Origin of the sequence: Cognatilysobacter bugurensis, from assembly GCF_014652095.1 — a bacterium.
Lineage (GTDB): Bacteria > Pseudomonadota > Gammaproteobacteria > Xanthomonadales > Xanthomonadaceae > Cognatilysobacter > Cognatilysobacter bugurensis.
Genome location: NZ_BMYD01000005.1, coordinates 25,623 through 49,681, shown reverse-complemented (window position 1 = coordinate 49,681; position 24,059 = coordinate 25,623). Strand labels below are relative to the sequence as shown.

At 67.7% G+C, this 24,059-nt stretch carries 23 protein-coding genes; 6 read left to right on the top strand and 17 right to left on the bottom strand.

Going from position 1 to position 24,059, the window contains the following annotated elements; all coding sequences use genetic code 11:
* Nucleotides 1-30: 30 nt before the first annotated feature.
* On the top strand, nucleotides 31-1,506 hold the full coding sequence (locus IE075_RS13140; RefSeq protein WP_229792527.1) for a sigma-54 dependent transcriptional regulator: 1,476 nt from the start codon (nucleotides 31-33) through the stop codon (nucleotides 1,504-1,506).
* A gap of 684 nt (nucleotides 1,507-2,190) precedes the next feature.
* On the opposite strand, the gene IE075_RS13135 is transcribed toward IE075_RS13140, so the two are convergent.
* From IE075_RS13135 to IE075_RS13110, 6 genes are all read right to left on the bottom strand, one after another.
* The gene (locus tag IE075_RS13135; RefSeq protein ID WP_189457370.1) at nucleotides 2,191-3,552 is read right to left on the bottom strand and encodes a transporter; all 1,362 of its coding nucleotides are present in this window, start codon (nucleotides 3,550-3,552) and stop codon (nucleotides 2,191-2,193) included.
* A 49-nt stretch (nucleotides 3,553-3,601) separates the two neighbouring features.
* Complete coding sequence (locus tag IE075_RS13130) at nucleotides 3,602-4,354, bottom strand: hypothetical protein (protein WP_189457367.1); 753 nt, start codon at nucleotides 4,352-4,354, stop codon at nucleotides 3,602-3,604.
* A gap of 41 nt (nucleotides 4,355-4,395) precedes the next feature.
* Nucleotides 4,396-5,118 carry a C39 family peptidase gene (locus tag IE075_RS13125; RefSeq protein ID WP_189457364.1) on the bottom strand — a complete coding sequence of 241 codons (723 nt, stop codon included), beginning with the start codon at nucleotides 5,116-5,118 and terminating at the stop codon, nucleotides 4,396-4,398.
* Between the two features lie 123 nt (nucleotides 5,119-5,241).
* Nucleotides 5,242-6,012, bottom strand: coding sequence for a hypothetical protein (locus IE075_RS13120; RefSeq protein WP_189457362.1), 771 nt, complete (start codon nucleotides 6,010-6,012; stop codon nucleotides 5,242-5,244).
* A 76-nt stretch (nucleotides 6,013-6,088) separates the two neighbouring features.
* Entirely contained in the window at nucleotides 6,089-6,700 is a 612-nt protein-coding gene (locus IE075_RS13115) for a hypothetical protein (RefSeq protein ID WP_189457359.1), read from the bottom strand.
* Entirely contained in the window at nucleotides 6,697-7,206 is a 510-nt protein-coding gene (locus IE075_RS13110) for a hypothetical protein (protein WP_189457357.1), read from the bottom strand. Before IE075_RS13110 ends, IE075_RS13115 begins: the two co-directional genes overlap by 4 nt.
* 327 nt (nucleotides 7,207-7,533) lie before the next feature.
* On the opposite strand from IE075_RS13110, the gene IE075_RS13105 reads away from it, so the two are divergent.
* Nucleotides 7,534-8,241 carry a 2OG-Fe(II) oxygenase gene (locus IE075_RS13105; RefSeq protein ID WP_189457354.1) on the top strand — a complete coding sequence of 236 codons (708 nt, stop codon included), beginning with the start codon at nucleotides 7,534-7,536 and terminating at the stop codon, nucleotides 8,239-8,241.
* A 9-nt stretch (nucleotides 8,242-8,250) separates the two neighbouring features.
* On the opposite strand, the gene IE075_RS13100 is transcribed toward IE075_RS13105, so the two are convergent.
* Nucleotides 8,251-8,688, bottom strand: a complete 438-nt coding sequence (locus IE075_RS13100) for a response regulator (protein WP_189457352.1) — start codon at nucleotides 8,686-8,688, stop codon at nucleotides 8,251-8,253.
* Entirely contained in the window at nucleotides 8,688-9,767 is a 1,080-nt protein-coding gene (locus tag IE075_RS13095) for a sensor histidine kinase (RefSeq protein WP_189457350.1), read from the bottom strand. Before IE075_RS13095 ends, IE075_RS13100 begins: the two co-directional genes overlap by 1 nt.
* Nucleotides 9,768-9,862: 95 nt before the next feature.
* Here IE075_RS13095 and IE075_RS13090 point away from each other — a divergent pair, with 95 nt between their 5' ends.
* The gene (locus IE075_RS13090; protein WP_189457347.1) at nucleotides 9,863-11,671 is read left to right on the top strand and encodes an SLC13 family permease; all 1,809 of its coding nucleotides are present in this window, start codon (nucleotides 9,863-9,865) and stop codon (nucleotides 11,669-11,671) included.
* Nucleotides 11,672-11,674: 3 nt separating this feature from the next.
* Here the strand turns inward: IE075_RS13090 and IE075_RS13085 are convergent, their stop codons facing one another.
* Entirely contained in the window at nucleotides 11,675-12,763 is a 1,089-nt protein-coding gene (locus IE075_RS13085; RefSeq protein WP_189457345.1) for a PA0069 family radical SAM protein, read from the bottom strand.
* 68 nt (nucleotides 12,764-12,831) lie between these two features.
* Here IE075_RS13085 and cls point away from each other — a divergent pair, with 68 nt between their 5' ends.
* The 3 genes from cls to IE075_RS13070 all read left to right on the top strand — a co-directional run bounded on the left by cls (nucleotide 12,832) and on the right by IE075_RS13070 (nucleotide 15,602).
* Nucleotides 12,832-14,265 (top strand): cardiolipin synthase, encoded by a 1,434-nt coding sequence (gene cls / locus IE075_RS13080; protein ID WP_189457343.1) that lies wholly within the window; start codon nucleotides 12,832-12,834, stop codon nucleotides 14,263-14,265.
* Between the two features lie 89 nt (nucleotides 14,266-14,354).
* The gene (locus tag IE075_RS13075; protein WP_189457340.1) at nucleotides 14,355-14,627 is read left to right on the top strand and encodes a hypothetical protein; all 273 of its coding nucleotides are present in this window, start codon (nucleotides 14,355-14,357) and stop codon (nucleotides 14,625-14,627) included.
* A gap of 195 nt (nucleotides 14,628-14,822) precedes the next feature.
* Nucleotides 14,823-15,602, top strand: coding sequence for a pyridoxine 5'-phosphate synthase (locus IE075_RS13070; protein ID WP_189457338.1), 780 nt, complete (start codon nucleotides 14,823-14,825; stop codon nucleotides 15,600-15,602).
* 207 nt (nucleotides 15,603-15,809) lie between these two features.
* Here the strand turns inward: IE075_RS13070 and IE075_RS13065 are convergent, their stop codons facing one another.
* From IE075_RS13065 to gyrB, 8 genes are all read right to left on the bottom strand, one after another.
* A complete protein-coding gene (locus IE075_RS13065; protein ID WP_189457337.1) occupies nucleotides 15,810-16,205 on the bottom strand; it encodes an ExbD/TolR family protein in 396 nt (131 codons plus the stop codon).
* Nucleotides 16,206-16,681: 476 nt separating this feature from the next.
* Nucleotides 16,682-17,095, bottom strand: coding sequence for an ExbD/TolR family protein (locus IE075_RS13060; protein WP_189457335.1), 414 nt, complete (start codon nucleotides 17,093-17,095; stop codon nucleotides 16,682-16,684).
* 18 nt (nucleotides 17,096-17,113) lie between these two features.
* Nucleotides 17,114-17,536, bottom strand: coding sequence for an ExbD/TolR family protein (locus IE075_RS13055; protein WP_189457332.1), 423 nt, complete (start codon nucleotides 17,534-17,536; stop codon nucleotides 17,114-17,116).
* 39 nt (nucleotides 17,537-17,575) lie between these two features.
* Nucleotides 17,576-18,325, bottom strand: coding sequence for a MotA/TolQ/ExbB proton channel family protein (locus IE075_RS13050; RefSeq protein ID WP_189457330.1), 750 nt, complete (start codon nucleotides 18,323-18,325; stop codon nucleotides 17,576-17,578).
* Nucleotides 18,326-18,397: 72 nt separating this feature from the next.
* Nucleotides 18,398-19,075 carry an energy transducer TonB gene (locus IE075_RS13045; RefSeq protein ID WP_189457329.1) on the bottom strand — a complete coding sequence of 226 codons (678 nt, stop codon included), beginning with the start codon at nucleotides 19,073-19,075 and terminating at the stop codon, nucleotides 18,398-18,400.
* 145 nt (nucleotides 19,076-19,220) lie between these two features.
* Complete coding sequence (locus tag IE075_RS13040) at nucleotides 19,221-20,480, bottom strand: tetratricopeptide repeat protein (protein ID WP_425489381.1); 1,260 nt, start codon at nucleotides 20,478-20,480, stop codon at nucleotides 19,221-19,223.
* Between the two features lie 134 nt (nucleotides 20,481-20,614).
* Nucleotides 20,615-21,418: a M48 family metallopeptidase gene (locus IE075_RS13035; RefSeq protein WP_189457327.1), complete on the bottom strand. Its 804-nt coding sequence runs from the start codon at nucleotides 21,416-21,418 to the stop codon at nucleotides 20,615-20,617.
* A 112-nt stretch (nucleotides 21,419-21,530) separates the two neighbouring features.
* Nucleotides 21,531-23,984, bottom strand: coding sequence for a DNA topoisomerase (ATP-hydrolyzing) subunit B (gene gyrB / locus IE075_RS13030; protein ID WP_189457326.1), 2,454 nt, complete (start codon nucleotides 23,982-23,984; stop codon nucleotides 21,531-21,533).
* Nucleotides 23,985-24,059 lie beyond the last annotated feature (75 nt).

Sequence of the window (24,059 nt, the reverse complement as noted above, 5' to 3'; positions counted from 1 at the left end):
CGCAACCCGTCGGCGGGCATGGAGGAATCTATGGCAAGCGATGGAATGGACGGCGCAAGCCGCTTCGATCGATCGGCCGGGAGCGCAGTCAGCGCATTCGGACGCGAAGCGGGCAGTATCGAAGGAACGAAAGACCACGGACGGGACCTGATCTACGTGACGCGCGGCGGGGCCGGCCGCGTGCTCACGCTGGGTCGATTGCAACACCTGGGCTGGCAGCTGCACCGCGCGCCCGATGCACGGGCGACGCTGCGCATCCTGCAGCGCAACCCCGAGCGCGCATTCGCCGCGCTCATCGACCTGCGCGAGGGCTTTTGCGCGCAGGACCTCGCCGCGTTCGGCGCGGCGCTGTCGCAGAACAACGTCGGCTGGGTGGCGGGTGTCGAGGCGAACCAGCTCGAGGACGAGACGGTGCGCCGGCTCATCCGCGACTACTGCTACGACTACGTCACGATGCCGTGCCCGGAAGCGGTGCTCGACACCGTGATCGGCCATGCGCACGGCATGGCACGCCTGGCGTGCGCGGGCGTTGACTTTGCCGGCGAAGGCGCAATGGACGGGATCATCGGCGACAGCCCGGCAATGCGCATGCTCGCGCGCACGCTGCGCAAGGCGGCGATGACCGACGCGCCGGTGTTCATCGCCGGCGAGACCGGCACCGGCAAGGAGCTTGCTGCGACGGCCGTGCACCGGCTCTCGCGTCGCGCGGCGCAACCGTTCGTGGCGATCAACTGCGGCGCGATTCCGCATAACCTCGTGCAGTCCGAGCTGTTCGGCTACGAGCGCGGTGCGTTCACCGGCGCGCAGACGCGCAAGCTCGGCCGCATCGAGATGGCGAACGGCGGCACGCTGTTTCTCGACGAGATCGGTGATCTGCCGCTGGAAAGCCAGGCCTCGCTGCTGCGCTTCCTGCAGCAGGGCAGCATCGAGCGGCTTGGCGGGCACGAGCAGATCCGCATCGACGTGCGCATCATCTCGGCCACGCACCACGACCTCGATGTCGCCGTGGCCGAAGGGCGTTTTCGCGCCGACCTCTACCACCGTCTGTGCGTGCTGCGCCTGCAGCAGCCGCCGCTGCGCGAGCGCGGCTCGGACATCGACCGCCTTGCCGAACACGCGCTGCGCCGGTACGCGCAGGAAGGCCGGCGCGCGCTCAAAGGCTTCGCGCCCTGCGCCCGCCAGGCGCTGCATACGCACCCGTGGCCGGGCAACGTGCGCGAGCTCATCAACCGCGTGCGCCAGGCCGTCGTGATGGCCGAGGGCCGGCTCATCACCGCGGCCGATCTCAACATCGATAGCGCGAGTTCGCGCCCGCCGCCGACACTCGAGGAGGTGCGCGACGCGGCGACGCGGAACGCGATCGAACGCGCGCTACAACGCAACCGCGGGCGCCTCATCGACACCGCGCGCGAACTCGGCGTCTCGCGGGTCACGCTCTACCGCCTGATCGGCCGCCATGGCCTGCGCGAGGCCGAGGCCGAGGACACGCAGGCCGTCGGCGCGTGAGCCAGCGGACCCGGCCGCCGTGCCGGGCCCGCCCTTGCCGGCGGTTGCAGCTGCGGAACGCTGTGCTGCGCGTCATCGTGAGCGCGTCGTTGCGCGCAGCCTGTGCGCCTGCAGTGAGTCGGCCGCTCGCGCGGTGGCTGGGTGTATGACGCGCGCTGAAGAGCAACGCGAGGTGACCCGTCGCGCGCAGCGTGAGTGCCACTGCGTGCCGACGATTGGTTATCCGCTATCGGCTGTGGGTTGTCGGCTATCGGTGCCGAGGGCATCGACGCTCGTCGCCGTCGATGCCCTCGGCACCGTTGATGCCTTCAATGCCGTAGTCACGGTTCGACCGGAGCCGCAGTCGTCCGCATCTAACCACTGAAGCAGGTCCGATCGGACTTGTTTCTCACGGCTTCGACGGCGTCAGTGCAGCCTGCGTCGCCGCTTCTTCCGATGTCGCCGGGAGCCATGCGGCAGTGCGGCGCCCGGCGCCACGTGCTGTGCGCTGCAAGCTGGCGTCGCGCGTCGTCGCGTTGAAACCTAAAGCGACCGGCCCGAGCCGAACACAAAGGTCAGGTGTCCGCGCGTGTGCACCCGCCAACGTCGCATGCGGCGGTGTCCGTATAGACCTCCCCGCTAAACGTTGCTGCCGTGCGCCCCCGAACGGCACGCGTAACCCGCGTCCGCACCGCCGCGTCGCAATCAGAACGAATGCGATGCGCGCAGGCCGAACACGAAGTTCGGCGCATCCGGCGTCAGGCCCGCGGCGAGCTGGCCGTTGAGCGTCCAGCCCGACGGCAGTGCGTAGCTCGCACCGATGTTCAGCGTGGTCGCGTTGACCGAGCTGCCGGGCACGCGCTGCTCTTCATCCTGGCCCGGCACCTTGGTGTGCGTCGCTGCCGACAGCGCACTCGCCGCGCTGAAGCTGATCGCGGACCGGTCGTTGAGCGCGATCGCGATGCCGCCGCTGAGCTGGATCGTGTTGCCGAGCGAAACGCGTGCCGGGACGGTCTGGTTGAGCACCGGCGAGATGTCGTCGAACTCGTTGGCGCGGTTCCAGGTGAAGCCGAGGTTGCCAAACAGGATCACCGGGTCGTACGTGCGCAGCGCCGACACGTTCGCGGTCGCGCTCCACAGGCCGGTGCCCGTCGGCAGGTCCTCGGGCACGTTGAGGTTGCTGTTTTCCGCGTCGGGCTGGATCAGCTTGAGCCCGAACGGGCTGCGCCCGGTCGGCCCGCGCACGCGCAGGCTGGTCACGATGTCGGGCAGGCGCGCGGATTCCTTGATCCACTGGTAGTACAGCGCAAGGCTCGCATCTCCGATGCCGTTCGAGTGCAGCTGCAGCTCAGTGACGACGTTCGATGCGCCGCCCGCACCGGCGCTGACGAAGCGCGTGTCGCGCCAGACGTAGGGCACCGTCGCTTCGAGGCTCAGGCGATCGGTGAGGCCGTAACGCGCGCTGAGATCGAGCGTCATCAGCGTCGCCTTGGTCTGATCGAGGTTGATCGTGCCCAGGAAGATCGCGTCGAGCGCTAAAAAACCGCTGAGCGCGAGCTGGCGGCGGTCGTAATAGCTGTAGCTGTAGCCGGCGTCGAACGTGAGCGTGCGCTCGAACAGCGGCGCATGCTCGCGCACGACCAGCGCACGTTCCTGCTCGCGGCGCTCGGCGTTTTCTTCGGCACGCGCCTGACCGATCTGCACCGGTGCAGCCACCGGCGCCGCGGCCGGAGTCGGCGCAGCGGAGGGCTCAGGGGCGCCTGGCGGCGACGTGGCATCGGCGGCCGGGGCAGCTCCGGCCTGTGCAATAGCAAACGGTTGCGGCGCTGCAGCCATAGGTGCGGCCGGAAGTCCGCGGCCGCGTTGCGCGAGTTCGACCTCTTCGAGCTGCGCGCGCAGCCGGGCAATCTCGGCCTGCTGGGCTTCCACCTGCCCCGCGAGCGCGTCCAGGCGCGCGAGCAACACGTCCTGCGAAACAGGCTCGGCCGCATGAGCGGTGCCGCCGAGTGCGAGCGCGACGGCGATGAACAACGGCGCAAACGCCGGCGGCTGGCTTAATGTGCGCATGGGGTCCCCATCCCTGTGGTGTGGCGCCGCCCTCCCGGCGCCGAGCGATTCAACGCGACAGGCCTTGCAAGCCGGACAGCGCCTGCTGCACGCCGAGCTGATGCTGCCACAGCGAGGGCATGAGCTCGGTGGCGATCTGCAGGTGCAGTTGATTGTGCGCCACGATGCCGTTGCCGGTGAGCTGACCGATCTGCATCACGCCGCCGGCGCCGTGGAGCGCGTGGGTGTCGATGTGCTGGCCGAGCAGCGCGCCCGGCGCGTTCAGGTCCAGGCGTACGCCGCCGTTGCCGAACGCGATCTGCGCGCTGACCCCGCCGCCCGCGGCGGCGCTCGCCGCGGCGCCGTTGAAGCCGCTCGCGGTGCCGACATTGGACACGAAGCGAATCGTGGTGAGGTTCGACATCGCATTGCCGTTGCCGGCGATCTGCGTGACCTGGCCGATGCCCGCCACCTGCAACGCCTCGCCGCCGGTTGCAATGCCCGTCGGCGACGGCGCGCCGGCGCCGGGCTCGGCGTGCGCGCGCGTATCGACGGCGACGTCGTAGCCTGCGCCGGTGCGGCGCACGAGCAGGCTGCCCGCGGCGTGTGCCTGCGTCTGTCCCGGCGCGTGCACCGACGACACGATGTCGATGCGAAGGCCCACGAGCATGTTCGCACCGAGGTACTTGCCGTTGATGCCTGCGAGCGTGGCGTCATCGACCACTTCCACGCGGACCGGCGGCGCCGCAGCTGCGGCCTCCACCGCGGCCACGACTGCTACGAACGCGGCACACAAGGCCCGGGACAGAGCACGTCGGTTCACGGAGCACCTCGATTCATGGCCGCAGGCGTGTCGTCCATCGCTCAGAACAGATCCGCGTAAACAAGCCCGAACTCGACGAGGCGCGGCGGCGACGTCGCGCGATCGAGCGCATCGACGCGGCGCGCAAGCGCGGGCGAGGTGCGGCTGTTGAGCAGGTAGGAGTCGGTGCGCATCGGGCGGTCGGCGACGATGGCGAGCACGACGTTGTTCCAGCCTCGCACGAAGTCGGCCTCGGGCATGACCCGATGACCGAGCGCGGGATCGGCGATGAACACGCGGCCCGCGGCCGCGCCTTTCACCACCACGAAGTGCTTGTAGCCCTTGAGATCGAGCAGCGCGATCACCGGCATCTGCAACCGGTACAGCGCGTCGGGCTCGATCTTGAAGCCGTGCGCGCGCATGCCGATCGTCGACACGTAGCGCTTCATGTCGAGCATCGAAAAGCCGTTCTTGACGACGTCCTTTGCGTCCGCGCCGACGAGCATGTGCTTGATGAGGTCGGTCTCGTTCGTCTCGATGCCGTAGCCGTGCTCCAACAACGTGGCGAGCGCGGCCGAGCCGCAGCTGAAGTCGTAGCGCTGCGGCGTGAGGTCACGAAAGCGCAGGTCGCGCAGCGTGCGCACCTGCTTCTTGATCGGCGCCGCGACGGGGCCCGTCAGCCGACCCAGATCGACCGCCGTCTGCGCGCAGGCCAGCGCCGGACACACCAGCAATGCCGCGAGCACAACGAGTTGCCACAACGAAGCGCGAGTCGATCGGATCATAGGGTGGCGGACTTCCGACGGAGAGCGGCGTTACACGGCACAGCACGACAGCCGGAGACGCCGGGCACACACGGTGCCCGGCGCCGACCGGTGGAGCGGCGTGAAGCCGCTCCGGATCCGACCTCAGTTGCCCGTGCCCGTGGCGAGGGCGAGGCCGTTGTGCTGCAGGTTGCCCGAGCCGGCCGCGATGTTGACGCCGATGTTGCCGATCGCATTCGCGAGCGCGCCGCCGTCGAGCGTGGCGCTCGCGTCGAGGTCTTCGAGCACCGCGACGAAGTTCGCGAGCGAGGTCTGTTCGGAGTCGGCGCTGGCGTTCGCGACGGTGCCGCTGGTGTTGACCGAGGCGGCCATCGCGTTCGTCTGCGCATTGCCCACGCCGGCCGCGACGTTCAGGCCGATGTTGCCCATCGCATCGGCGAGCACGTCGTCACCGACCGAAGCGTCGTAGCTCAGCTGGTTGTCGGCGCCGCTCGGGAAATCGGAGGCGATGTTGACGCCCGAGGCCTGGCTGCTGAACACCGACGCCGAGGAGAACACGCTCTCGCCGTCGATCGTCGACAGGGCGGCATCGTTCGCCTGGGCATTGCCTGCGCCCGCCGCGATGTTCGCGCCGATGTTGCCCATCGCGCCCGACAGCGCGCTGTCTTCGGCCGAGGCCGACATGTCGCCGTCGCCGAGTACGAAGTTCAGCGCGGTCGTCTGGTCCTGGTCGACCGTGGCGGAGGACTGGCTGCCGACGGCGATGTCGCCGCTGACGAAGACGTCGCCGATCGTCCACATGCTGTTGATCTGGTCCCATGCGACGTCGTTGGCCACGTCGTCGCCCTCGGCGAACGCGGAGGTGGCGAACATCGATGCGACGAGGGCGACGACGAGCTTGGTCTTGAGTTGCATGGTCTTCTCTCCTGGGTGGACGTGGTGGTGCGGATGGGCAGCCTGTCCCCGGCTGCGGGGTGTGCGGAATGCACGCTTACGGGGCGCTCCCGGGCAGCAGGAGCACGATGGTGTTCGCCGCGCGATTGCCGGTGCCGGCGGTCTGGTTGAGCTGGACGGCGCCCTGGCTGCCGCGCAGCGCGTCGCCGGCGATCACCGCCTCGCGCAGCGGCACCGCGGTGGCTGCGGTCTCGATCGGGGCGTTGCCGGCGACGGCCGCGAGTGCCGCGTCGCCCAATCCTTCGACGTGCTGGCCGAGCGAGGGCGCGCCGCTGGCGAGGTCGGCGCGGCCGAGGCCGAACGCATTCGCCTGTGCGTTGCCGCCGCCGGCCACTTGATTGATCGACAGCAGACCGCGCGTGTTCGACAGTGCTTGGCCATCGAGGCGCGCGCTGGCATCGCGCGTCGCGTCACCGGCGGTGACGCGCTGGCCGACATCAAGACGAAGCAGGCCTGCATCGGTGGCGACGGCGATCGCGGCGACGTTCGCCTGCGCGTTGCCGTGGCCGGCCGCCTGGTTGAGCGCGATGCGGCCCTGCGCGTCGCGGACGGCGCTCCCGCCGACATGCGCGCGGTCGCCCGGCGATGCCGCATGGCCGGCGGTCGTAACAGCGAGCGCGAACCATCCCAGCGCGCGCAGGCGGTTCATGGGCCGCTCCCGGCGCCGGCGCGCGCGGCATTGATCATCGGGGCGAGCGCGCCGGTCACGGTGTTCGCGACGCCGCGCATCGAGCCGCCCAGCGACACCGGGCCCGCAGGCCCGAGCGGCACGAGCGTCGCGCCCGCGGCCTGGGCACCGAGCGCGGTGTCGTTCGCACCGCGCTCGAGCGACGGCGCGATCATCGGCAGCGCACTGTTCGCGGCGCCGCGTTCGGCCAGCACGCGGTCGTCAGCCACTTCATTGACGAGCGAACCGACCGCACCGTGGAACACGGCCGACGGAAACGTCGTGGCCTGCGAGCGGATCGGATTGTCCTCGCGCGGCACGCCCCGGTACGCGATGCGCAGCTCGACGGTGCGGGCGATGACGAGCTTCGGGTCGGGCGCGATCTGCGGGTCAGCGGCCGCCACGCCTGCAGGCACCGCAGCGGCGAGCACCAACGCTGCGGCGAGCGGCATCTGGAAGAGCGCAGGGCGCTGGGGGCGGTGGGACATGGGGGACTCCGGTCGAAGCCCGCGTCTCGGCGGGCCCCTGCCTTGGAGCCAGTTCCGTGCCAACTCCTCAACCCTCTGAAATCAAAAAGTTTTCGGTGTTGTCATCGGGATGCCACAGCGGTTTGTTCAGCAAAACGTTGCGTTCGTGAAATCGTCATGACGTCGCTGAACAAACTCAGAACATGTTCACGCGTCGTCGACGCGGCTTTCAGTCAGTAAGCGCGCGGTTTGGCAATGCAGACCGGCACAGCGAGCAGCACGTATCGTTTTTGATCCTCGCTTTTTGCGTGCGAGGATGGCCGCTTCCCGTTTGGCTTGCGTACCGCCATGACCGACGCGTCTTCGGACTTCATCGAGATCTACCCGGACCTGCTCGATCCCGCGTGGTGCGCCGCGCTTGTCGAGCGGTTCCGCAGCAGCGGCCAGGACGGTCCGGGGCTGGTCGGCGGCGGCCACATGCCCGACCTCAAGGACAGCCGTGACCTCACGATCAGCGGCCGTGCCGAATGGACGGACATCGAGAACACGCTGAACTTCGCAGTGTTCCGCGCGCTGCTCACGTATCTGCGCCGTTACCCGCACACGCTGATCGCGCCGTTGATGCTCGAAGTGCCCGGCCGCGACGGCGCGCGCCATCGCCTCACGCCCGAGCGCCTGCGCGACATGAGCGACGAAGACCTCACGCCGGTCGTGCAGACCGTGTTCCGCCCCGGCGCGATCAACCTGCAGCGTTACACGGCCGGTCGCGGCGGCTACCCGTACTGGCATTGCGAGCTCTATCCGCGCGATCCGCGCAACGAGACGCTGCACCGCCACCTGCTGTGGACGGTCTACCTCAACGATGACTTCAGTGAAGGCGAGACCGAGTTCCTCTACCAGCAGCGCAAGGTCGCGCCGCGTGCAGGTGCCGTGCTTCTGGCGCCGGCCGCGTTCACGCACACGCATCGCGGTAACCGCCCGGAGGGCGGCGACAAGGTCATCGCGACGAGTTGGGTGCTGTTTCAGCGCGCCGAAACACTATTCGGCGGCGGTTGATCGGGCGCGTCAGCCCGCTTCGCGCGGGTGGTTGAGCACGAGCCAGTACAGGCCGACCTGCTTGACCGCCCACACGAACTGCTCGAAATCCACAGGCTTTTGGATGTAGCTGTTCACCCCGAGCGCGTAGCTCGCCTCGACGTCGAACGGCTCGGTGCTCGTGGTCAGCACCACGACCGGCAACGTGCGCGTGAGCTCGTTCGAGCGGATCGCCTGCAGCACTTCGCGGCCGTCGATCTTCGGCAGGTTCAGATCGAGCAGCACGATCGACGGCAACGCGGCGGGATCGCGATCGGCGTACGCGCCGCGTGCAAACAGATAGTCGAGCGCTTCAGCGCCGTCGCCGACCACGACGAGTGTGTTCGCAACCTTCGCCTCGTCGAACGCAAGCCGCGTGAGTTCGACGTCGTCCGGGTTGTCTTCGACGAGCAGGATGTCGCGTTGCATCACCGTTCCTTGTCCGTGTCCGGCACGGCCGGCAATTCAAGCGTGAATTCGCTGCCGACGCCGGGTTGCGACGTGCCGCGTATCGATCCGCCGTGACGCTGTGCGATGCACTGCGCGATCGCCAGGCCGAGGCCATGGCCGCCGCCTTGCTCGCTGCCGTGCAGGCGCTGAAACGGCTCGAACAGCTTGTGAGCATACTGCATGTCGAATCCGCAGCCGCGGTCGCGCACGCGCACATAGAGGCGGTCGTGATTGCGTTCGCCGTCGAATTCGATGTGCACGGTGTCGCGATCGCGCGAGAAGGTCCACGCATTGCGCAACACTTGCGCGAGCATTGATTTGAGCAGCCGCTCGTCGCCATGCACCACCAGGCCCGGCTGCACATGCAATGCGGCGTCACGGTCCGGTTCGGCTTCACGCAACTCCGCGCCGACCCATTCGGCAAGCAGGCTCAGATCAACCTCCGCGCAACGCAGCTCGGCCTGCAACGCACGTGCGTATTCGCCGAGCGCATCGAGCAGTCCGGCCATGCGACCGGCCGCGGCGCGGATGCGTGCGAGGTGATCGCGGTCGGTGTCGTCGAGGCGTTCGGCCGCGCGGCGCGCGAGCAAGGTGGAGAAGCTCTCGATGGAGCGCAGCGGCGCGCGCAGGTCGTGCGAGACCTTGTCGGCAAACAGCTGCAGCGTGCGCGCGCGATCGGTATCAGTCACATCGGCGATCGCATCGAGCTGGATGAGCACGACGCCGTCATCGCCATCGGCGGGTGCGATGCGCGTGCGCATGCTGCGCGCCGTGTCGGCGCACTGCCAGGTGCAGGTGAGATCGGCGCGTGCGCCGCGGTCGCGACAGGCCGCGAGTGCGCCGTCGAACGCGGCGCGATCATGCACAGCTACGTGTTCGTTCGCGGGCGACGCCTCGAGCGAAGAAGCGCACTGGCCCAGCAGGCGCGGCACGGCGGCGTTGAATTCAAGCCAGTGTCCGCGTGCGTCGACGAGGGCGAGGCCGGTGTCGAGCGCTTCGATCGCGCGCCGCAAGCGGTGGGACGCCGGGCCGCCTGACAGGGCGGAAAAGTCAGTCATTCGGGTCGGGAACCGCGGGCCGGCCGGGATTTTAGCGAGGATCCGTGACGGGGTGGTGCATGGGCGGGGCCCATGCGGTGCCGCACAATGCGCGCATGCCGGCGATCGACTTACAACAAGCGCTGTTCCTGCTCATCCTCGCGGGCGCGCTGTATCTGTTCATCAGCGAGCGTCTGCGCGTCGACGTCACCGCGATGCTCACGCTGCTCGCGCTTGTGCTCACCGGCGTGCTCGACGCGAAGCAGGCGTTGTCGGGCTTTGCGAGCGAGCCGGCGATCATCGTCGCGGCCGTGTTCGTGATCTCCGGCGGCCTGGCCGCGACCGGTCTGACCGAACGCATCGGCCAAGGCATCGGGCGCGCCGCGGGTCAGCGCGAATCGCGCGCCATCGCCGTGGTCATGCCGACCGTCGCGGCGCTGTCGTCGTTCACGCACCACGTGATGGTGACCGCGATGATGCTGCCGATCCTCTCGCGCTTCGCGCAGTCGCGCGGGCTGTCGGTGTCGCGGCTGCTGATGCCGATGTCGTTCGCGGCGTCGCTCGGCACCACGCTCACGCTCGTGAGTGCGCCCGCGTTCCTGCTCGCCGACAACATGATCGAGCGCAGCGGCGAGCCGGGGCTGGGCATCTTCTCGATCACCCCGATCGGCCTGGCGCTGGTGCTGATCGGCGTCGTGTACATGCTGATCGCGCGCTGGCTGCTGCCCAAGCACTTCGGCGCGATGGGGGACGCCGATTACCTGCGCCTGGACCGGTACCGCACCGAGCTTTTGATCGTCGAAGGCTCGCGCTGGAGCACGAAGCCGCTCGCAGACTTGCAGAAATCGCTCGGCGACAAGTTCCGCCTGCTCGGCTGGATGCGCGATGGGAAGCTGCGCGCGGACCTCACGCCGACGAGCCCGCTGCTCAGCGGCGATGTGCTGCTCGTGGAAGCATCGGCCGATGCGCTAGCGTCACTGCACGCCGACGAAAACCTCGACCTCTACGCGGTGTCGCGCTTTGCCGACCACGCAGGCGGCGAGGGCGATGCGCAGCTGGTGCAGGCACTGGTGGCGCCGGGCTCGGAGTTCATCGGCCATTCGATCGGCGAGCTCAACTTCGCGCGTCGCTTCCATGCGGTGATCGTCGGGCTGTGGCGACGCGACGAGTACATTGCGCCCCGGCTCGCGGACGCGCGCCTACGCGAGAGCGACCTGCTCGTGTTGTGGGGCCGGCCGTCGCGCTTTGCCGAGCTCGCCTCGCACCACGGCTTTCTGATGCTCGTGCCGTTCGCGGGCGAAGCGCGGCGCCGCGTGCGCGCACCGATCGCGCTCGCGATCCTCGCCGCGACGGTGCTCGCGGCCGGCACCGAGTGGTTGCCGGCGCCGCTTGCGTTCCTGTTCGGCGCGGTTGCGATGGTCGCCACGCGCTGCGTCGATATCGATCAGGCCTACCGCGAGATCGACGTACGCATCTTCGTGATGATCGCCGGCGTAATTCCGCTCGGCATTGCGATGGAGCAGACCGGCACCGCGCAGCTCATGGCCGACGCGCTGCTCACGGTCGTCGCCGGCTGGCCCGTGCTGGGCGTGTTGCTGGTGTTGTTCACGCTGGCGGGGCTGCTCACGCAGATCCTGTCGGATGCCGCGACGACGGTGCTACTCGGGCCGATCGCGATCGGGGTGGCGCAGGCAATCGGCCTGCCGGCCACGCCGTTCGTCGTATGCACTGCGCTCGGCGCAGTGGCGTCGTTTCTCACGCCGATCGGCCACCACGGCAACCTGCTGATCCTCGGGCCGGGCCAGTACCGCTTCAACGATTTCCTGCGCATTGGCCTGCCGCTGACCGTGCTGATCGCGCTCGTATCGGCGTGGATGGCGCGCTGGCTGTGGCTCGATGGGCCGCTCTGGCCCGCAGTCGGCTGAGGGCTAGAACAGGTCGCCCTGCGGCGACGGCGGGCGCGGCGGTTCGAAGCGGGACACATCGAGTGGCGCAAGCCGCCCGTAGCCGAGCTGCCGGGTGGCGCGTTTGAAGCGTTGGGCGAGCAGCTGCGCGAACGGGCCTTCGCCGCGCATGCGCGTGCCGAAGCCGCTGTCGTAATCGCGCCCGCCGCGCATCTGCTGCACCAAGCTCATGACGTGCGCCGCGCGGTCCGGGTAGTGCAGTTCGAGCCACTCGCGCCAGATCGGCTTGAGCTCGTGCGGCAGCCGCAGCAGCACCCAGCCGGCGGCGCGGGCACCGTTGTCATGCGACGCCTCGAGAATGCGTTCGAGCTCGGCGTCGGTGATGAACGGGATCACCGGGGCGATCATCACGCCGACCGGCACGCCGGCCTCGTGCAACGCGCGCATCGCACGCAGCCGGGCATGCGGCGCCGCGGCGCGCGGTTCGAGTTTCGAAGCGAGCCGGTTGTCGAGCGTGGTGATCGAGAAGAACACGTGCACAAGGCGGTCCTGCGCCATCTGCGCAAGCACGTCGAGGTCGCGCTCGATCAGCGCGCTCTTGGTGACAAAGCTCACCGGGTGCCGGCACTGAGCGAGCAGTTCGAGCACCTCGCGCGTGATCCGGTGGCCGCGCTCGATCGGCTGGTACGCATCGGTGTTGATGCCCAGCGCGATCGTCGACGGCACGTAGCCCGGTTTGGCCAGTTCCTCGCGCAGGCGCTCGGCGGCGTTCGTCTTCGCAAACAGGCGCGTTTCGAAGTCGAGCCCGGGCGAAAGATCGAGGTACGCGTGGGAGGGCCGGGCGAAGCAATACACGCAGCCGTGCTCACAACCGCGGTATGGATTGACCGACTGACTGAAGCCGATATCGGGGGATGTATTGCGGGTGATGATCGAACGCGCGGTTTCGGCGGTGACTTCGGTGCGCGGACGCGCAGCGTCGTCGAGGCCGTCGTACACCGAGCCCCAGCCGTCGTCCTCACCGGCGGTGTGCGTTTTGTCGAAGCGCCCGGCCACGCGCGAGGCAGCGCCGCGGCCTTTGATCGGCGCCCGGGCTTTGCGGGCATCGTCCATGCCGCCTAGGCTAACGCGTGGCGTCGCAGGCACTGCGACGGCGCACCCGGAACGCTGAGGGAGGCTGCGTGGACACGCTCGAACAGGCTTGGCACGCGCTCGCGCGCATTCCGCACATTGGCCTGTACCTCACGATCGGCTGGCTTGCGTACGTCGCGGGCCTGGGGCTTTGGATCGTGCTGCAAAAGCGCGAGCCCGTCGCGACGCTGAGTTGGCTGGTCAGCCTCGCGGCGCTGCCGTACCTCGGTTTTTTCATCTACTACGTGTTCGGCCCACAGCGCATCCGGCGTCAGCGCCTGCGCCGTGGCCGCGCGCGCGTGGGCATGCCGCCGCCGCCTGTCGGGCACGACCCGAGCCCGGAATCGACGGAGCTTGCGCGGGTCGCGCGTGCCACCACGGGGCTGCCCGCCGGCAGCGCGACGTCGGTGCGGCTGCTCGTCGACGGCGCAGCGAAATACGACGCGCTGCTCGCGGCCGTTGCGCAGGCCCGCGATCACATCCACCTCGAGTACTACATCTACAAGCCCGATCGCATCGGCACGGCCCTGCGCGATGCGCTTGCGGAGCGCGCGCGCGCGGGCGTGACGGTCCGACTGTTGCTGGATGCGGTGGGTGCCGCCCGGATCACGCGGCGTTTCATGCAGCCGCTGCTCGATGCCGGCGGCGAGATCGCCTGGTTCCACCCGATGCGCCTGCATCGGTTCTGGAAGCGACCGTGGTTGAACCTGCGCACGCACCGCAAGATCGTCATCATCGATCACCGCGTGGCGTTCACCGGCGGCATCAACATCACCGACGAGCAGGACGAACGCGCCTGCGGGGACGCGTACCGCGACCTGCACCTGCGGCTCGAGGGCGAGGTCGTCGGTGCCTTGCAACTCGTGTTCGTCGAAGACTGGGCGTATGCGACCCGCCTGCCTCCGCTGGTGCTGCCGGAGACGAGCGGGCCGCTCGGTCCGATCGCCTCGCAGGTGCTCGTGTCCGGCCCCGACTCGCCTTGGGAGGCGATCCATCGCGTGCACGTGAGCGCGATCCACGCCGCGGCGCGGCGCGTGTGGCTCGTCACGCCGTACTTCGTGCCCGGCGAGGCCGCGATGATGGCACTTACGTCCGCGGCGCTCGGCGGGCTCGACGTGCGATTGATCGTGCCCAAGGTGTGCGACAGCCGCCTGGTGACGTACGCGACGCGCTCGTATTTCGACGACCTGCTGCAGGCTGGTGTGCGCATCCACGAATACACCCCGCGCCTGATGCACACCAAGGCGCTGCTGTGCGACGACGACCTGGCGATCATCGGCAGCGCAAACTTCGACCACCGCAGTTTCCGCCTGAATTTCGAAGTGTCGGTGCTGTTTCGCGACGAGACGGTCGCCGGTGAGCTGGCAAAGCTGCTCGAGCACGACCTGCTCGACGCGCCGGAGGTCCGCAATGATCGCGCGCGCCCGCTGCTGCGCTCTCGCCTGCCCGAGGCGCTCGCGAGGCTGGTGTCGCCGCTGCTGTAGACGACGAACGGTCGACGCGGCGCGCCAAGTGCACGTGGCGGGCAGCGCGCGACCGTTAGACTCGACCCGTGCCCCTTGGAGGATCTGCGATGCCCTGGCTCTATGCTTTGCTCGCGGCCGCGGCGTTCGCGGTCGCATTCCGCGCCAGCTCGGTCACGCTCGTCATCATCTGCCTGCTCGTGGCCTGCGTCGCGACGCTCGCGGCGGCGCTCGGGTGGCTCGCCCAACGCGTCGCAAGTCGCAGTCGCGACGAGTCTTCGTTGGTCGATGCGGTGGAGCTGCAGCGGCTGCGCGAGCAGGCCGAGGCCCGCCGCCTCGCGGCGGCGGCCGAGTCGACTGCGCTGGGTGACGCGCGCCGCTGAGGGCGCCGGTCGGCTGGCGGGGTTCGCCGCTTTGGCGAGGCGATTCGGTAGGTCGGGGGCAGGCTGCGTTGGCGGGCGTCTTGCGCTGTCGTGGTTGACCGTTTCGTCCTCGGTGGCTTGCGGCCAAATGTCTTGCCCATCGGCTGCGAGTTCGGCGCCGATGCGCTCGGTGCGGGGCCCGGCTAAAGTGCAGACATGACCGTCCTCAGCGTCAACGTGAACAAGATCGCAGTGCTGCGCAATTCGCGCGGCGGCGCCGAGCCCGACATCGTGCGGGCGGCCACGGCGTGCCTGGACGCCGGTGCGCACGGCATCACCGTCCATCCGCGTCCCGACGCGCGCCACGTCCGCGCGGACGACGTCGACGCGCTCGCCGCGCTGACGGCGGCGCGCGGGGTCGAGTTGAACCTCGAAGGCAACCCGTTCGCGCCGGCTCGCGCCGGGTATCCGGGCTTTCTGGCCTTGTGCAAGCGCGTGCGCCCGGCGCAGGCGACGCTGGTGCCGGACGACGACGGGCAGCTCACCTCGGACCACGGCTTCGATTTTGCTCGCGATGCCGCGCGGCTTGCGCCTCTGATCGCGGAGCTGAAAGCACTTGGGTGCCGCGTCAGCGTGTTCGCCGACGCGCACGGCGATGCGGTGCAACGCGCATCGGTGGCCCGCGCGGCGGAGATCGGCGCAGACCGGGTGGAGCTTTACACCGGCCCCTACGCCGAAGCGTTTGAGAGCGGCGATGCTTCTGACGTGCTCGCGCGCTTTGCCCACACGGCCCGCGTCGCGCAGGCGGCAGGCTTGGGCATAAACGCAGGCCACGATCTGAATCAGCACAACCTGCCGGGGTTCCTGAGGGCCGTGCCCGGGGTCCTCGAGGTGTCCATCGGGCACGCGCTGGTCGCCGAGGCGTTGTACGCGGGACTCGCGGCCACGGTGGGCGCTTATCGACGGATCGTGGATTCGGGCCAGCGTCTGCGCTGAGAACTTAGCAGTCGATCCCACGGTCGTAGTGCGCCCGCATCGGTTGTCGTCCGTTTGGTGCGCACGGCGGGGCCGCGTGCGGCAGGCCTGTTCCGGATCCCGTGGGATCACGGATCACTTGCCCGCTTGCTGGATCAGGTTCGACGCGGCAAGCGTCGCGACCGGGCCTCGATCGCGACGCTGCCGCAGTGGCGGAAGCTGCGCGCGTTACGGCTGGAAGGTCACGTGCTGCAGCCCGCTCGTCCGTGCCGCCGATAGCGCGGTGGTGAAGCTCTGGTAGTCGCCGTCTCCGGCGGCTTTGATCTCCAGCACCGTGTCACCGCGCCGTTCGGCCAGCGCAGTCAGCGCGACGGGCAGCGCCCGCGCGTCAAGCGTGCGGCCGTCGAGGACGAAATCGCCGGCCTGCGTGACCTGAAGCAAGGCGCGCGGCGGCGGCTCGTTGGGGACCACGGTGGGCGCCGGCAGGTTGAGCGTCAGTGTTTGGGTCACGACGGGCGCGGCAATCATGAAGATCACGAGCAGGACGAGCATCACATCCACCAGCGGCGTGATGTTGATCTGCGCGATCGCGCGTTCGGACGACTGCGGAGCGTAGGCGGCCATGCACTTCTCCCGGTTCGGGCGACAAGCCCAACTCGACGCTACGCCCAGACGTACGGTGTGAGCAAGCTCCAACCTCCCGCTCACCGCGGAGATTTATCCGCCGTCTGCGGTCTGCCGTTTGGTGTGGGGCGTGCGGTGTGGGACGTGGCGCCGATGCGGGTGCAAGCGCAGGCTCGTGGGCGCATGCAGGCCACAGGCACACGCACGGGTGTAGGCACGGGTTTTCAGCTTTGCGGAGGTGCCTGTGGCTGCATCCGTTGACTCGACCTGGTGTGTGCCCACGGTGCGATGCCGCGCGCGGCGGCGATCTGCAGGCATCCGGTTAGGAATACGTGCCGGCACCTGGAGCATTTCGCTGCGTGGAGCTGCGACATTGAAGCCGCGCGTCCGCGCCAGAGCAGCGCGTTCGGCAGCCTGCGCGCAAAAAAAACGCCGCCCAAGGGCGGCGTTTCCAATATCGACGGTAAGCAGTCGGCTCAGTTCTGCACGAAGCCGATTTTGTCCATGTGTGCATTCTTCGCCGAAGCGAGCACCTTGGCGAGGATGCCGTAATCGGCATCACCGCTGGCGTCGATCTCGAGCATCGGCTGGTTCGTCGGGTCACGCTGGACCTCGACTTCCATCATGTTCGCGATCGTCGGCAGCGGGTACGGCGTGTCGTTCCAGAACACCTGGCCCGACGCGTCGATGCGCAGACTGATCGGATCCGGCGGCGTCTTCGTCTGCGGCGGCGGGTTGAGCGACTTCTGCGGCAGGTTGACGTCGATCGGATACGTGAGCGCGGGCGCCGTGACCATGAAGATGATCAGCAACACCAGCATCACGTCGACGAGCGGCGTGACGTTGATGTCCGCCATCGGGCCGCCACCGGAACCACTACTGAAAGCCATGTCGTATCTCCGGTCGAATCAGCGTTTTTCTTTGGTCGCTACGAAGCCGACCTTGCGCATGCCTTGAGCCTGCGCTGTTTTCACCACTTCGTTGACAAGGCGGTACTTGGCCGTCTTGTCGCCGCGCACGTTGATCTGGGGCTGCGGGGTCTTCTGCGCTTCGATCGACAGGCGACTTTCGAGCAGATCTTTAGTGATCGGTTCGTCGTTCCAGAAGATCGCCCCGCGCTCCGTCACGGCGAGCGTGATCGGAGGCACGGGCGGCGCAGTCTTTTCCCAGTCGTTGAGGGTCGCCTCAGGGAGCTCGACCTTGACCTTATGCGACATCAACGGGGCGGTGATCATGAAGATGATCAGCAGCACCAGCATCACGTCGACGAGCGGCGTGACGTTGATCTCGGCCATCGGGCCGCCACTGTCATTGCCTGAACTGAAGGCCATGTCGGGACTCCAAACTGCTTGAGATGACGGGACTCAGACTCAGCGCTTCGCGGCCAGCTCGCCAACGCGCGAGCCCGTGGCGAAGAAGTCGTGCAGGTCATGCGCGAACGTGTCGAACTTGTTGTTCGTCACGCGATTGAGGCGCACGAAGAAGTTGTAAGCAAGCACGGCCGGAATTGCGACGAACAGACCGATCGCGGTCATGATGAGCGCCTCGCCGACCGGGCCGGCCACGGCGTCGATCGATGCCTGACCCGTCGCGCCGATCTTGACGAGGGCGTGGTAGATGCCCCACACCGTACCGAGCAGGCCGACGAACGGCGCGGTCGCACCGACGGTCGCAAGCACGGTCAGACCGGACTCGAGGCGGCCGCTCTCACGCGTGACAGCCTGGCGCAGGGCGCGGTCGACGAACTCGGAGCGATTCAGCGATTCGACGAGACGCGAACCCTCGTGACGCTGATGGTGCGCAGCGGCCTGTGCGGCGTCGAGCGCGATCTTCGAGAACGGCTCGCTGCGCGGCTGCTCTTCCATGTAACGGATCGCGTCCTGGGCGTTCGGGGTTTCCCAGAACGTGCTGACGACCCGGTCGGAGCTCGACTTCAGACGCATGTTCTTGAAGAAGTTCATGACGATCCAGTAGATCGACATGACCGACATGAGGACGAGCGTTAAGAAAACGATCCAGCCGACAGGGTCGAAGTTTGCCATCACATGGGCAAAGCCCATCTGCTGGAGTCCTTCGGCGCCCCCGGTGGCAGCGGCAGTAGTGGTGGCTTCCTGAAGCATGACGCTTACCTTTGTATGTCGTGGAAAGGAAAGAGAATCGGAAATCGAAAAGGATGCTACGACAACGTGGAATCAGGTCGGCGGGACAAAGTCGACGGGGACACGCACGCGGCTCGCCACTGGCTTGCCAGCTTCCATCGCCGGACGGAAACGCCACTTGCGTGCCGCATCCATCGCTGCGCGATCGAGGTTTCGGTTGCGGCTCGACTTCTCGACCGAAACGTCGAGCACGTTGCCTTGGCCGTCGATGCTGATGATGAGCACCACCGTACCACCTACGCCCTGGCGTGCTTCCGTCGGCGGATAACGCGGCGGATTCATCGAACGCGATGACGGGTCGACCGCGCCTTCAGTGTTGAGGTCCGTGGCCGGTGCGGGAGGCGCTGGTGGGGCCGGCGGCGGAGCCGGCACATCGATCGGCGTCGGGTCGTCGACGACGATCGGCGGCTCTTCCGGCGGCGGCGGCAGCGGCGTCGGCTGTGGCGGCGTCAGCGTTTTCGGCGGCGTCAGCGGCTTGATCTCTTCCGGCGGCGGCGGCGGCGGTGGCGGCGGCGGCGGTGGCGGCTTGATGAGGTTGACCATGGTCACCTCTTCTTCCGCCTCTTCCGTTGCCGGCGGCGCCATCGGGGCCAACATCAGCAGCAGGGCCGCCGTGTGTACGGCGATCGCGGAGGTGATACCGGCGATGCGCGCCCAGTTCAACCCTTCGTCGCGATCGTGCTTCTTACGGAGTTCGAGGTCTTGCGTCATGCGCCGTCAGCTCGGGAAGGATTACCGCAATACGCAAGTGCGCCGCGGGCTTTCGAATGACCGCGGGCTTCAAACCGCGGGAATCTCGTAGCATATACCAAAGGCCGCGCTTGGTTCCAAGCGCGGTTTGGCATGTTGCCTTGTCTCACTTGGCCGGCAACGCGAGGATCTTCTTCGCGTCGTCGGGCTTTTTGACCCCTTTTGCGATGGCCTGCTTAGCGGCGTCCTTCGCTTCGGCAATGCGGTCTTCCTGCCACAAGGCACGCGCGAGATTGAGGTAGGTCTCACCATCGGGTGCAAGCGGCGCGGCTTTCTTATAAGCGTCGATTGACGGGCCGGGCTGGTCCGAGAAGTAGTACGCCTGGGCAAGCGCCAGGTAGGTCTGGAATTCAGGCTTCAAAACGCCCTTTTCCAGACCTTCGTTGATGACGGTCGCCGCTTCCTTCTCCTTGCCTTCCATGTTGAGGTAGGTGGAATAAAGCTGACGGTAGTCTTTATCCTCGTTGAACTGGCCGGCCGCGCGCAGCTTCTCCAGCACCGAAGCCGCCTTGTCGAACATGTCGCTTTGCAGATACACAGCAGCGAGGTTCATCTGTGCGCGCTTGTCGTTGGGGTTTTTCGCAGCGACGGTTTCGGCGACCCGAGCGGCTTCCGCAACTTGGTTGTTTTCGATGTACGCGCCCATCAGCAGCTGCAGCCAATCGCTGCGTGGCTCGGGCGAAGCGTCAATGGCCTGCTTGAGCACGGCCGCCGCTTCGGGAAAGCGGTCCAGGCGGTACAGCGCATTCCCCTTGAGCACGAGATGCTCGGGCTTTTGGGAATTGGTCTCGGCGAAGAAGCGATCGAAGGTCTTGATGGACTGTTCGAACTGGTCTTCTTGCAGCTGGAGCTGGGCGAGCATCAGCAATGCGCCGAAGTGCGCGTTGTTGTCGAGCCCGTTCGACTCGATCGCCTGATTGAGATACTGCGTGGCGCCCGCAATGTCATCGGCGTCGAATGCGGCCTGTGCGGCGGCCTGCGCTGCGAATCCGCGGTCGTACGCGTTTGCCTTCGGGTCGGCGATGATCTCGTCCGCGATGCGGCGTGCTTCGGCCGGCTTGTCCTCGTCGAGTTGCTTGACGAGCTTTTGCAGCTTCGGCGACATCTTTGCAGACGCCTTTACGTCCGGGGCTTTGCGGGTCGCGTTCGGATACTGCTGCTCGGCCCTGTTTTCGGTTTGTTCGCCGCGGCCGCGATCTGCATTCTTTTCACGCGCGCGCTGTGATGCGGCTCCGGCGCGGCCCTTCGCGTCCTGCGTCTTGCTCTCCCGTTCGCTGGTGTCCTGCGCAAACGCGGTCGACGCCGGAACAATCAGCGCGGCGAGTGCGGCCGCCAACACACCGTGGCGGAGAGTCGAATGCTTCATACGGTCACCTGAGAGTCTTGGGCCCCGTGGTGCGGGGTCCGTAAAAGTGCGGTACGGCGCAGCGCCGCGGCCGGTCACGCTAACAGAAACGTGCGGAACGAAGGAACGGGGTCAGCAACCGGAAATATCGGGGATCAACCGCACTTCGGCGAGCGACCGGCGCGACGCGCCTGCTCGTATGCGGGCATCAAACCGGTGGCGCGGTTGCCCAATTCGTCGAGACGTGCACGCGGGTCGGGATGAGTGGACAGCCACTCCGGGCCACGCGAACCGCCGACTTCGATCATGTTCTCCCACAGGTTGACGGCCTGGCGCGGGTCGAATCCCGCGCTTGCCATCAGCTGCTGGCCGACGACGTCGGCCTCGCTTTCCTGGTCGCGGTTATTCGGCAGCAGGATCAGACCCTGAGCCGCCGCGCCGCCGAGCTGGCTGGTGGCCTGCGCGGCGCCCTGGCCGTACTGCGAGCCGACGAGTGCACCGAGGATGCCGAGGCCGGCCTGCGTGCCCATCTGACGGGTGATGCGCTCGTCGTGATGCCGCGAGACAACGTGCCCGATCTCGTGCGCGATGACGGCCGCGAGCTGGTCCTGATTACGGGCGACTTTGAAGATGCCGGTGTTGACGCCGACCTTGCCACCCGGGAGCGCGAACGCGTTCGGCGACTCGTCGGCAAACAGCGCTGCATCCCACTGCGCCTGCCACTCCGCTGGCAGCTGGCTTGTAACGGCGTTTACAACGCAGCGCATATACGCGTTCTGCCGCGCATCGCTGCTCTGACGATTCTTAGCCTTCGCCTGCGCGAACGCTTCTGCACCGAGCTGGTTGAGCTCGGCCTGCGACACGGCGCCGACGCGCTGCGTGCGACCGGTGGGGGACGTCGCGGTCGCGCAGGCGGCGACGACCGTGGCGATGGCGCCGGCGAGCAGGAGGTGTTTCATGGTCGATCCCGTGTTCATGTCCGCTGGGTTGTAGCGGTCGCGGCATCAATGCGCCGTCAATGCGCCCGCGCGACACGGGCGCGCGCGGGACGTGGATGGACTCAAGCGCGGGTCAAACGTCGAGGTTCGCGACCTTGAGCGCGTTGTCTTCGATGAACTCGCGGCGCGGTTCAACGACGTCGCCCATCAGCGTCGAGAAGATCTGGTCCGCCGCGACGGCGTCCTCGATGCGCACCTGCAGCAGGCGGCGGGTGTCGGGGTTCACCGTCGTGTCCCAGAGTTGCTCGGGGTTCATTTCGCCCAGACCCTTGAAGCGCTGGATCTGGCGGCCCTTCTTCGCTTCGTCGAGCAGCCAGGCCTGCGCCTGCGCAAACGAGTCGATCGCCTGCGAGCGGTTGCCGCGCACGATCTGCGCGCCCTCGCGCACGAGCCCGTGCAGCATCGCGGCGGCCTCGCGCAGCGCGCGCAATTCGCCTGCCTCGAACGCCGACAGCGGCAGTGTCTGCAGCACGTCGAGGCCCATGTGCGTGCGATGGATGCGGAGCACCGGCGAGGACGTGTCGGTCCCCGGCGCGAACTCGAGCCGGTAACGCGGCCGGCCGAGTCCGGTGCGGTTGAGTCGCGCCTCGAGACGGTCGAGTTCCACGCGGGCCTCGGCGGCGTCGGCGAAGCGCGTGGTGTCGATCGGGGCAGCATCGAGCAGCGCCTCAAGCACGGCTGGATCGAAGCGGTGCGCGGCGCGCCCGATGGCGTCCTTGGCGGCTGCGTAAGCGAGCAGGAGCTTTTCGAGCGCTCCGCCGGTGATTGGCGGCTCCCCGTCGGCGGGGATCAGCGACGCGCCGTCGACGGCGTTGCCGGCGAGGTACGCGACGAGCGCCGCGTCGTCCTTGAGGTAGAGCTCGGTCTTGCCCTGCTTGATCTTGTACAGCGGCGGCAGGCCGATGTAGATGTGGCCGCGCTCGATGAGTTCGGGCATCTGGCGGTAGAAGAACGTCAGCAGCAGCGTGCGGATGTGCGAACCGTCCACGTCCGCGTCGGTCATCAGGATGATGCGGTGGTAGCGCAGCTTGTCGGGGTTGTACTCGTCCTTGCCGATGCCGGTGCCGAGCGCGGTGATCAACGTGCCGACTTCCGCGCTGCCGAGCATGCGGTCGAACCGCGCACGCTCGACGTTGAGGATCTTGCCCTTCAGCGGCAGGATCGCCTGGGTGCGGCGGTTGCGGCCCTGTTTCGCCGAGCCGCCCGCCGAGTCACCCTCGACGATGAACAGCTCGCTGAGCGCGGGGTCCTTCTCCTGGCAGTCGGCGAGCTTGCCGGGCAGGCCGGCGATGTCGAGCGCGCCCTTGCGACGGGTGAGGTCGCGCGCTTTGCGTGCGGCCTCGCGCGCGCGGGCCGCGTCGACGATCTTGCCGGCGATCGCCCGGGCCTCATTTGGGTTTTCCTGCAGGAACTCCTGCAAACGTGCGCCGAACGTGTTCTCAACTACCGGCCGGACCTCAGATGAGACGAGCTTTTCCTTCGTCTGCGAAGAGAAACTTGGGTCCGGCACCTTGACCGAGAGGACGGCGATCATGCCTTCGCGCATGTCGTCGCCAGACAGCGCGATCTTCGCCTGCTTCGCGATGCCGTTCTGCTCGATGTAGTTCGTGAGCGTACGCGTGAGCGCGGCGCGGAAGCCCTGCAGGTGGGTGCCGCCGTCCTTTTGCGGAATATTGTTCGTGAAGCAGAACATCGTCTCCTGGTAGGAGTCGGTCCACTGCAGCGCGACGTCGACGGTGATGCCATTCTGCTCGCCGGAGACCGAAATGACGTGCGGGTGCAGCGGCGTCTTGACCTGGGCGAGATGCTCGACGAACGAGCGGATGCCGCCCTCGTACTCGAACACGTCGCGCTTTCCCTCACCGCGTTCGTCGGTCAGGACGATGCGCACGCCCGAGTTCAAGAACGACAGCTCGCGCAGTCTGCGCGCCAGGATGTCGTAGTGAAATTCAACGTCCGAGAAAATTTCGACAGCAGGTTTGAAGCGCAGCAGCGTTCCGCGGCGGGTCGAGGCCTCAAGCTGCTTGAGTGGGTACACGGGCTCGCCGAGTGCGTACTCCTGCTGCCAATGATGCCCGTCACGCCAGACCTCAAGCCACAATCTCTCGCTGAGTGCGTTGACGACCGAGACGCCGACGCCGTGCAGGCCGCCGGAGACTTTGTAGCTGTTGTCGTCGAACTTGCCGCCCGCGTGCAGCACGGTGAGGATCACCTCGGCCGCCGAGACGCCCTCTTCCCTGTGGATGTCGACCGGGATGCCGCGGCCGTTGTCCGACACGGAGCACGAGCCATCGGCATGCAACGTGACGAGCACTTCGTTTGCATGTCCGGCCAAGGCCTCGTCGATCGAGTTGTCGACGACCTCGAACACCATGTGGTGCAGGCCGGTCCCGTCGTGGACGTCGCCGATGTACATGCCGGGGCGCTTGCGGACCGCCTCGAGCCCGCGCAGAACCGTGATTTTGCTGGAGTCGTAGGTTTGGGCGGTGCCGGCGGTGGGCTCGGGGATCGAATCGTGCGAGGTCATGCGGCAGCGAACTCCATCGGCGCGGGTCAGGCACGCGCCGGGGTGCAGAAACGGGATGTGGCTGGAGTATAGCGG

Coding starts and splice junctions, on each gene's coding strand:
- IE075_RS13140 (WP_229792527.1), top strand. CDS start 31: ATGGCAAGCGATGGAATGGACGGCGCAAGCCGCTTCGATCGATCGGCC.
- IE075_RS13135 (WP_189457370.1), bottom strand. CDS start 3,552: ATGCGCACATTAAGCCAGCCGCCGGCGTTTGCGCCGTTGTTCATCGCC.
- IE075_RS13125 (WP_189457364.1), bottom strand. CDS start 5,118: ATGATCCGATCGACTCGCGCTTCGTTGTGGCAACTCGTTGTGCTCGCG.
- IE075_RS13120 (WP_189457362.1), bottom strand. CDS start 6,012: ATGCAACTCAAGACCAAGCTCGTCGTCGCCCTCGTCGCATCGATGTTC.
- IE075_RS13115 (WP_189457359.1), bottom strand. CDS start 6,700: ATGAACCGCCTGCGCGCGCTGGGATGGTTCGCGCTCGCTGTTACGACC.
- IE075_RS13110 (WP_189457357.1), bottom strand. CDS start 7,206: ATGTCCCACCGCCCCCAGCGCCCTGCGCTCTTCCAGATGCCGCTCGCC.
- IE075_RS13105 (WP_189457354.1), top strand. CDS start 7,534: ATGACCGACGCGTCTTCGGACTTCATCGAGATCTACCCGGACCTGCTC.
- IE075_RS13100 (WP_189457352.1), bottom strand. CDS start 8,688: ATGCAACGCGACATCCTGCTCGTCGAAGACAACCCGGACGACGTCGAA.
- IE075_RS13095 (WP_189457350.1), bottom strand. CDS start 9,767: ATGACTGACTTTTCCGCCCTGTCAGGCGGCCCGGCGTCCCACCGCTTG.
- IE075_RS13090 (WP_189457347.1), top strand. CDS start 9,863: ATGCCGGCGATCGACTTACAACAAGCGCTGTTCCTGCTCATCCTCGCG.
- IE075_RS13085 (WP_189457345.1), bottom strand. CDS start 12,763: ATGGACGATGCCCGCAAAGCCCGGGCGCCGATCAAAGGCCGCGGCGCT.
- IE075_RS13075 (WP_189457340.1), top strand. CDS start 14,355: ATGCCCTGGCTCTATGCTTTGCTCGCGGCCGCGGCGTTCGCGGTCGCA.
- IE075_RS13070 (WP_189457338.1), top strand. CDS start 14,823: ATGACCGTCCTCAGCGTCAACGTGAACAAGATCGCAGTGCTGCGCAAT.
- IE075_RS13065 (WP_189457337.1), bottom strand. CDS start 16,205: ATGGCCGCCTACGCTCCGCAGTCGTCCGAACGCGCGATCGCGCAGATC.
- IE075_RS13060 (WP_189457335.1), bottom strand. CDS start 17,095: ATGGCTTTCAGTAGTGGTTCCGGTGGCGGCCCGATGGCGGACATCAAC.
- IE075_RS13055 (WP_189457332.1), bottom strand. CDS start 17,536: ATGGCCTTCAGTTCAGGCAATGACAGTGGCGGCCCGATGGCCGAGATC.
- IE075_RS13050 (WP_189457330.1), bottom strand. CDS start 18,325: ATGCTTCAGGAAGCCACCACTACTGCCGCTGCCACCGGGGGCGCCGAA.
- IE075_RS13045 (WP_189457329.1), bottom strand. CDS start 19,075: ATGACGCAAGACCTCGAACTCCGTAAGAAGCACGATCGCGACGAAGGG.
- IE075_RS13040 (WP_425489381.1), bottom strand. CDS start 20,480: ATGAAGCATTCGACTCTCCGCCACGGTGTGTTGGCGGCCGCACTCGCC.
- IE075_RS13035 (WP_189457327.1), bottom strand. CDS start 21,418: ATGAAACACCTCCTGCTCGCCGGCGCCATCGCCACGGTCGTCGCCGCC.
- gyrB (WP_189457326.1), bottom strand. CDS start 23,984: ATGACCTCGCACGATTCGATCCCCGAGCCCACCGCCGGCACCGCCCAA.